The organism is Methanocrinis sp. (assembly GCF_049974945.1).
GTDB lineage: Archaea > Halobacteriota > Methanosarcinia > Methanotrichales > Methanotrichaceae > Methanocrinis.
In genome coordinates this window covers 20,396-27,506 of sequence record NZ_JBNGCU010000004.1, presented here as the reverse complement: position 1 = coordinate 27,506, position 7,111 = coordinate 20,396, and the positions used below count along the sequence as shown (strand labels likewise).

At 61.0% G+C, this 7,111-nt stretch carries 8 protein-coding genes; 3 read left to right on the top strand and 5 right to left on the bottom strand.

Going from position 1 to position 7,111, the window contains the following annotated elements; translation table 11 throughout:
- Both ACP5EL_RS01005 and ACP5EL_RS01000 read right to left on the bottom strand, forming a co-directional pair.
- Nucleotides 1–595, bottom strand: a 595-nt coding sequence (locus tag ACP5EL_RS01005; RefSeq protein WP_428400576.1) for a hypothetical protein, incomplete at its 3' end; no start/stop codon positions are given.
- A gap of 33 nt (nucleotides 596–628) precedes the next feature.
- The gene (locus ACP5EL_RS01000; protein ID WP_428400575.1) at nucleotides 629–1,072 is read right to left on the bottom strand and encodes a PaaI family thioesterase; all 444 of its coding nucleotides are present in this window, start codon (nucleotides 1,070–1,072) and stop codon (nucleotides 629–631) included.
- A gap of 122 nt (nucleotides 1,073–1,194) precedes the next feature.
- Here ACP5EL_RS01000 and aroC point away from each other — a divergent pair, with 122 nt between their 5' ends.
- From aroC to ACP5EL_RS00985, 3 genes are read left to right on the top strand one after another with little or no spacing between them, the layout of a single operon-like run.
- Nucleotides 1,195–2,286 (top strand): chorismate synthase, encoded by a 1,092-nt coding sequence (gene aroC / locus ACP5EL_RS00995; RefSeq protein WP_428400573.1) that lies wholly within the window; start codon nucleotides 1,195–1,197, stop codon nucleotides 2,284–2,286.
- A gap of 42 nt (nucleotides 2,287–2,328) precedes the next feature.
- Nucleotides 2,329–4,164 carry a molybdopterin biosynthesis protein gene (locus tag ACP5EL_RS00990; protein ID WP_428400571.1) on the top strand — a complete coding sequence of 612 codons (1,836 nt, stop codon included), beginning with the start codon at nucleotides 2,329–2,331 and terminating at the stop codon, nucleotides 4,162–4,164.
- A 41-nt stretch (nucleotides 4,165–4,205) separates the two neighbouring features.
- Nucleotides 4,206–4,721, top strand: a complete 516-nt coding sequence (locus tag ACP5EL_RS00985; RefSeq protein ID WP_428400569.1) for a hypothetical protein — start codon at nucleotides 4,206–4,208, stop codon at nucleotides 4,719–4,721.
- 91 nt (nucleotides 4,722–4,812) lie between these two features.
- Here the strand turns inward: ACP5EL_RS00985 and ACP5EL_RS00980 are convergent, their stop codons facing one another.
- Genes ACP5EL_RS00980 through ACP5EL_RS00970 form a run of 3 tightly spaced genes read right to left on the bottom strand, consistent with a single transcriptional unit; the run spans nucleotide 4,813 to nucleotide 7,060 of the window.
- Nucleotides 4,813–5,322 (bottom strand): GNAT family N-acetyltransferase, encoded by a 510-nt coding sequence (locus ACP5EL_RS00980; protein WP_428400567.1) that lies wholly within the window; start codon nucleotides 5,320–5,322, stop codon nucleotides 4,813–4,815.
- Nucleotides 5,319–6,320 carry a DNA primase regulatory subunit PriL gene (locus tag ACP5EL_RS00975; protein ID WP_428400566.1) on the bottom strand — a complete coding sequence of 334 codons (1,002 nt, stop codon included), beginning with the start codon at nucleotides 6,318–6,320 and terminating at the stop codon, nucleotides 5,319–5,321. Before ACP5EL_RS00975 ends, ACP5EL_RS00980 begins: the two co-directional genes overlap by 4 nt.
- Nucleotides 6,317–7,060, bottom strand: a complete 744-nt coding sequence (locus ACP5EL_RS00970; RefSeq protein ID WP_428400565.1) for a DNA polymerase sliding clamp — start codon at nucleotides 7,058–7,060, stop codon at nucleotides 6,317–6,319. The genes ACP5EL_RS00975 and ACP5EL_RS00970 overlap by 4 nt, the downstream gene beginning before the upstream one ends.
- Between the last annotated feature and the right edge of the window lie 51 nt (nucleotides 7,061–7,111).

The window sequence follows — 7,111 nt, the reverse complement described above, 5'->3', positions numbered from 1 at the left end:
TTCCGCTTCCAAATATATTCGCGGTGTTCCCCCCATATTGTGTTGACCCCTTGCCACTTGCACTTTGTACTACGCCTTGATTTACCAGGTTACGATTTCCAAATACACTGGCTTTATTTCCGCCTGTTTGAGTGATTCCAACGCCTTTTGCCCGTTGAGTGAGGCCCTGATTCACCAAGTTATTGCTTCCGAATATGTTCAAGTCGTTGAATCCCTTCTGGGTTATTCCGAGACCGACGGCGCTCTGTTTTATCGATTGCCTTGCGATGTTGTTGTTTCCGAATATGTCCATATCATTGAATCCCTTCTGGGTTATTCCGAGACCGACAGCGTTCTGTTTTATCGATTGCATTGCTATGTTGTTGTTTCCGAATATGTCCATATCGTTGAATCCCTTCTGGGTTATTCCGAGACCAAAGGCATTCTGATCTATCGGTTGCAATGCAATGTTGTTGTTTCCAAATATATTTATCTCGTTGATTCCAGATTGTTTTGCGCTACTAACGCCGAAAATACATGCAACAACAACGCAAAAAAATAGCAGTCCGGCTGATATGGTACTCGTTCTCATAGGATCACCCCAGTCATACTTCATGATATGTCGATCTACTAGAAATAATTTTTCAATTCAAACGGGACTACTATCACAAATATTTTTATACAACCTTCTCCCGATTATCGAAAATGATGCCGAGGTCGTGGAGAGTACCTCGGCCCCTTCCGCCCTCACTCGACCCTCGGCGAAGGCGACCTGCCGTCCGATCCTCGTGACCCTGCCTTCGGCGACTATCCTCCCCTCCCAGACCCCCAAAAAGAAGGAGGTGGTCTCAGAGATCGTCGCGATCCGATCCTTCTCGTCGAGAACGGTGAAGAGGGCGAGGGCCATCGCCTCGTCGGCGAGGGCGGTGTAGATCCCCCCTTGCATCCATCCCGCCCCGTTCAGCATATCGGCCCTCACCTCCATGGAGAGCTCGGCCTTCCCCTCACCGAAAGTGACGACCTCGATCCCCATGAGGGTGAAGAAGGGGTTGGCATCCCTCCCTCTTTCTCGAAGCTCTTCAAGGTAGCCCATTCTATCGTCCGTTCAATCAAAACCGGATTGTATAAGCCTTTTGGAAGGTGCATTCGTCAGCTATATTCGATACAGCCTTCGAGACAAAAAAGTGATATCCGTTTGGGTTTAAGGTTTCGATCATGGCAGGGAACTCTTTCGGTACCCTCTTCAGGATCAGCACCTGGGGCGAGAGCCACGGTCGGGGGGTCGGGGTCGTCATCGACGGCTGCCCCGCAGGTCTCGCCCTCTCCGAGGATGACGTCCAAGGAGAGCTGGACCGGAGGCGGCCTGGTCAGAGCACCGTCTCCACTTCTCGGAAAGAGGAGGACAGGGTCGAGATCCTGAGCGGCCTCTTTGAGGGGCTTACTACGGGAACACCGATCTCGATGCTGGTCAGAAACAGGGACGCGAAATCGAGCGCCTACGACTCCTTGAGAGACCGGCCAAGGCCGGGCCATGCCGATCTGAGCTACGTCGCCCGGTACGGCCTCCGGGACCACCGGGGCGGGGGGAGATCCTCAGGAAGGGAGACCGTCGGACGGGTCGCAGGCGGAGCCGTGGCCAAGAAGCTCCTCGCCGAGAGCGGGATCGAGGTCGCCGGCTACGTCCGCGAGCTGGGGGGCGTTCGGGCGAAGATCCCCGACGATGTGGACATATCCCGCCTCAGAGACGAGGCCGAGAAGAATCCCGTCCGCTGCCCCGACCAGGGTGCCGCAGAGGAGATGGTGCTGGCTCTCGAAATGGCCCGGTCGGCCGGCGAGAGCCTCGGCGGCGTCGCCGAGATTGTGGCCGCGGGCGTCCCCGCCGGGCTGGGGGAGCCGGTCTTCGACAAGCTCGACGCCGACCTGGCCTCCGCCCTAATGGGGATCGGAGCGGTGAAGGCGGTGGAGATCGGGGCGGGGGTCGAAGCGGCTCGGATGCGGGGAAGCGAGATGAACGACCCCATCCTTCCGGGACCAGATGGACCGATCTTCGAGACGAACAAAGCCGGCGGGATCCTAGGCGGGATATCGACGGGGGAGCCGATCGTCTGCCGAATCTCGGTGAAGCCCACCCCCTCCATCTCGCGCCCCCAAAGGACGGTGGATCTCTCGACAGGCGAGGCGGCGGAGATCGAGATCAAAGGGAGGCACGACCCATCGATCCCCCCGCGGATCGTCCCGGTGGCGGAGTCGATGGTGGCCCTGGTGCTGGCAGACCATATTCTGAGGCGAAAGGTGGCTAGAATTTGAAGCCTGCCAAATTTTATATCGGCCTCAAAAAGATAGATGGCCATGCAGAAGGAGTTTCACACCCTCCTCTCCCTCGACGAAGCCAAAAAGATCGTCCTCGCCTCTGCTCCTAGGGCGGGGCAAGAGATCGTCCCCCTGGAGAGGGGATTCGGCCGGGTCCTGGACGAGAGGGTGGTATCCGGCGTCGACGTTCCGGGGTTCGATCGGGCGGCGATGGACGGCTACGCCCTCCGCTCGAAAGAGACGCTAGAGGCGAGGGAGGACCGGCCCGTCGCCTTCAATCTCATCGGCACCGTCCCCATGGGGAAGAGGCCGGAACTGGTGGTAGGCGAGAGGGAGGCCGCTGGGGTCTCCACCGGCTCGATGATGCCCCAGGGAGCCGACGCCGTGGTCATGGTGGAGCACACCGAGGTCGAGGGCTCGACACTCCTCATCAGGCGGGCGGTCCACGTCGGCGAGAACGTCCACCGGGCGGGGGGTGACGTCGCCTTAGGCGAGACGGTCCTCCTTCCCGGAAGGAAGCTCTCGGCCCGAGAGATCGGCCTTTTGGCGGCGGTGGGCCGAAAGGAGGTGAGGGTTCGCTTCCTCCGGGTAGCCGTCGCCTCATCGGGAGACGAGCTCGTCCCTCCCGGAAGGAACCTCTCCCCAGGCCAGATCTACGACATAAACTCCTGCTCGATCGCGGCGGCAGTGGAGGAGTGCGGCGGCTCGCCGATCTTCTTTGGTATCCTCCCCGACGACCACGACTACATGGCCGAGGGGCTCCTCGCCATGGCCGAAGAGTCCGACCTCGTCCTCGTCAGCGGTTCCACCTCCGCCGGGATCGGGGACATGGTCTATCGGGTCGTCGAAGAGCTGGGCGAGATCGCATTCCACGGGATCAACCTCAAGCCCGGAAAGCCGACCCTCTTCGGGACCATCGGAGGAACGCCCTTCATCGGCCTTCCCGGATACCCCACCAGCGCCCTCACCGTCTTCGGCCAGCTGGCGGCGCCGGCCATCAGGAAGGCAGTGGGGACTGAGCACCTGGCGCCGAAGGTCCGAGGGCGGCTCGCCAAGCCGGTGCGGTCCGAAGGAAGGAGGCAGATGCTGACGGTGGCGATCGCGGGGGGCTGGGTCCGTCCCGTCGACAAGGGGAGCGGCTCCATCACCACCCTGGCCATGGCCGACGGCGTCGTCGAGATCCCCGACCGGGTCGAACATCTCGACCAGGGCGACGAGGTGGAGGTCCAGCTCTTCGGCTCCGTTCCAGAACCCCCTCTCCTCCTCGAGGGGGAGGACTGCCCGAGGCTAGAACTTTTGGCAGCGGCCCTTCCCTTCGAGGTCAGGGTCGTCTCCACCGGGAGCAGGCGGGGCGCCATCTCCGCGAAAGACGGCGTAGCCGACGTCGCCGTCGTCTCGCGGTCGGAGGGATCGGAACCCGTCGTGGACGAGAGGGGGCTTGAACCCGTCGGCGGATATCGGCGGGATCTGGTGATCATGGCAAAAGATCCCGAACTTCTCGACTTTGAGAGGATCGAGGATCTGAGGGTCCTCAGCTGGACCAGGGACTCGGAGATGAGCCGGGTATTGAGGAGGGTTCTGGAGGAGGCGGGCTGCCCGTCGGTGGAGTTCGTCGGCCAGGCCCGATCTCACTCGGCGATCGCAGCATCGGTGAAGGCTGGCCGGGCGGACCTGGGATTCGGAGTTCGGGAGGCTGCAGAGGAGGCGAACCTAGCATCGAGGAGGGTGGCCACAGACGAGATAGTCTTCTTAGCCGATCCAGTAAAGAAGGACAGGGAAGCCGTCCGGGCCTTCGTGGAGGCTCTGCAGTCCGAGGATATTCGGGGGGGCGCGATCTCCACTAACTGGAGAAAAAATAAATATCAGAATCGCTGATCAAAGCCCTGGAAACGATTTTTCCAGGTAGGGATCGTCAGATGCGAAAACCGTATTCACTTTCGGCCTGCTTCTGCTTAGCAGTCTTGATCTGCGCCGCCTCCATATCCACCTCAGCCCAGGACTATGCCAGACCTGAGACAGGAACCTTCATCAAGGACTCGGAACGGAGCGGCTATGGCGTTCTGGTGGTGGAGAACAACAACCCCCAGGAGGACGACGCGACGCGGGACGCTGTAGCCATTCTGACCCGCGCGGATAAAAGGCCCCTCTTTATGGTCTACGTCCGGGAGGGCGAGTCCTTCGAGATCACCGGCATCGAAGACGGCGTATACGACTTCTACTTCACCGTTGGGAACGGATGGAAGAGCGAATCGGGCACTTTCCTCGACCCCGAGTACTACAGGACCGAGGATTCCCTCTCCTTCGAGACCGAGATTCGTGATACCCAGGTGCTGTACTCTGTGTGGACTCTCAGCCTGGAAGAGGTTCCCGGCGGGAACGAAGAGAAGATCGTTGTGCCCGCCGAAGAGTTCCCGGTCTGGTCCGAAGACTGAAGTCTCTTGCGGCCGTCTTGGATCGTCAACCCATCCAAATTTTTGTGTCGCGGTCGAGGCCCGAAAGACCTCCATCCCGGCAATCTGAGCTTCACCTTGCCGGTTGGCGGTCGGCGTCCGAGATCTCTAGGATCATCGGCACGGACCGGATCTGGTCCACAGAGCTTTCTGGTCCGGCCAGCCGAAAACCGAGCCTCTCGTAGATCCCGACGGCGCTCGGCGCCGAGTTGACGGTTACAGTCGACATCTCGGGATTTCTCATCCGACAGATCTCAAGGGCTTTCTTCAAAAGCTCGCCGCCGATGCCCTGGCATTGGAACCTGCCGTCAACGAAGAAGAGGTTGACGTGGCCGTCGTAGCTGGTCTCTATCATTCCCACCACCTCCCCTTTGTCTGCGGCTTTATCTGCGGCGATCAAAATGAAGTTCTTGGACTGCGACCGGAGCAGGAATAGATGGGGGTCGGTGTGGTTACGGAATTGCCTGACTCCCTCAGGGGAAAATTGGGGTGCGACAAACTCTTGAAAGACTCGGAGGGCGAGGTTGCAGACCTCCGCCACCTCGCCTCGCCTCATCCGCCGATACTCAAAAGGGCCTTTCACCCTCCGCCACCTCTCTTCACCTTTCGCTCGTAGTAGCTTAAGGGGTGGTTCACCCACCGGCAGAGCCTCTCCTCTCCGGGGCAGTTGCCGTAGGTGGCCATGGTGGCGCAGGATGGGGGCTTGTAGCGGGTTCCACCCTTTCCAGAGATATGCTCCACCTGGTAGCGGGTCCTCTCCTCATCGAAGTCGGGGCTGGTGTTGAAGACGCCGACGACCTCGTCGACGTCCATCCCCACCGCGAGGAGGAAGGTGGTGAGGGCGAACCGCGCTGAGTGGGCGAGGTTTGCGCCCGAGGCCACCTGAGCGAGGAAACCGCGGATGCAGGGGGGGAAGGCGTCCTCGGTCACCTCGCCGAGGTCGACCTTCTCTTCGGCCCTCTTCGCCGAGAGCTCCTCCGCTATTCTGGTGAGATCCTCCCGGAGCCTCTCGCATATCTCCGCGGGGACGGAGAGGGGGAGGCCCCGCCCGATCCGGTCCCTCGCCCTCTCCTCGAGAAGCCGGGCCAGCTCCCGGTCGGTGAGAGTGACCCAGCCCCTCTCCAGGGAGCGGTTGACCAGCTTCCAGCCAGGGCTTCTCATCCTCGCGGCGGCCTTCAGGTAGTCGGAGAAGTGGACTCGAAGACCGTTCTGGCCGGTCTGGGGATGGACGTCGAGGTCGCGGGCGAGCAGAAGAAGGTCTTGAAGGCTTTCACGGCGCATCTTTTTGCCTGCGAGCTTCGCCTCGGCAAGGGCGTACCTCCTGGCGAGGAGGTCGTCATCGAGGCAGGAGACCATCACCCTGGCCAGGGGGTAGGACAAAAGCTCCGCCAGGGGATGGGCCGGCCCATCGGGGATCTCGCCTCGGACGGCGCCCAGCACCCGGTCCGTGGCCCTCTTCCTCACCAGGCGGGAGAGCCTAGGCTGCGGGTTGGGATCTTCCAGGAGCCCCTCCAGGGAGTAGCCCGTCTCCTCGACCCTCGATGCCGCCTCCCGGGTGAAAGGGTAGTCGGCGAGGCTCATTCCTGCTCGATTCTAGGAGCTAGGAGGTAGTTTATCTCGACGCCCTGGCCGAGCTTGAAGCTGATCCTCAGGGGATAGTCTACGCCGAGCTCGAGCTTCACCTCCTGGGCCTTCCCGATCGCCTTGCTCATGTCGGATAAGTAGTCCAACGAGAAGAGGGACCGCGCCTTCCCGGGCTTGAGCCCCAACAGCTCCGTCCCCGGCATCTTCAGTCGCAGGGAGTCGATGTCCCCCTTGGCCTCCATGTAGAACTGGTCCTCAGGGTCGTCGGCGACGCCGAGGACGACATGGTCAGAGACCTTCTCTGCGGCCCGGACCGCCTTTCGAAGGTGGGCCCCCGGAAGGATCACGTGGGCGGGGAGGTCCAGCTCCGGCACCCGGGGCTCTTTTCTTATGGCGCTGGGGTCGATGAGGCTGAGGGTGTAGGAGAGGGAGTTCACCCCTATCTTCAGCTTGTGGTTCTCCTCGTCCAGCTCGAGGGTGACGTTCTCGCCCCGGTCGGCCATGCTCAGAACGTCGCTGAGCCTCACCAGGTCGACGCCGATCTCCCCGGCGGTCGCCTTGAAGTACTCGAAGGCCTCGGAGTTCAGCCGGAAGGAGACCATGGCCACATTGGCGGGGTCCACAGCCTTCAGCTCAACGCCGTTCTCTGACAGGGTGAACTTCACCTCGTCGACAAGAGACGAAACCGCCTCCACAGCATCCCGCAGGGTTTCTGCGCTTATCACTGCCTTGAACATCCTCGTAGCCCCTCCATCGGAGAGATCAATTTTATCTTAAATATAGATTAT

Coding starts and splice junctions, on each gene's coding strand:
- ACP5EL_RS01000 (WP_428400575.1), bottom strand. CDS start 1,072: ATGGGCTACCTTGAAGAGCTTCGAGAAAGAGGGAGGGATGCCAACCCC.
- aroC (WP_428400573.1), top strand. CDS start 1,195: ATGGCAGGGAACTCTTTCGGTACCCTCTTCAGGATCAGCACCTGGGGC.
- ACP5EL_RS00990 (WP_428400571.1), top strand. CDS start 2,329: ATGCAGAAGGAGTTTCACACCCTCCTCTCCCTCGACGAAGCCAAAAAG.
- ACP5EL_RS00985 (WP_428400569.1), top strand. CDS start 4,206: ATGCGAAAACCGTATTCACTTTCGGCCTGCTTCTGCTTAGCAGTCTTG.
- ACP5EL_RS00975 (WP_428400566.1), bottom strand. CDS start 6,320: ATGAGCCTCGCCGACTACCCTTTCACCCGGGAGGCGGCATCGAGGGTC.
- ACP5EL_RS00970 (WP_428400565.1), bottom strand. CDS start 7,060: ATGTTCAAGGCAGTGATAAGCGCAGAAACCCTGCGGGATGCTGTGGAG.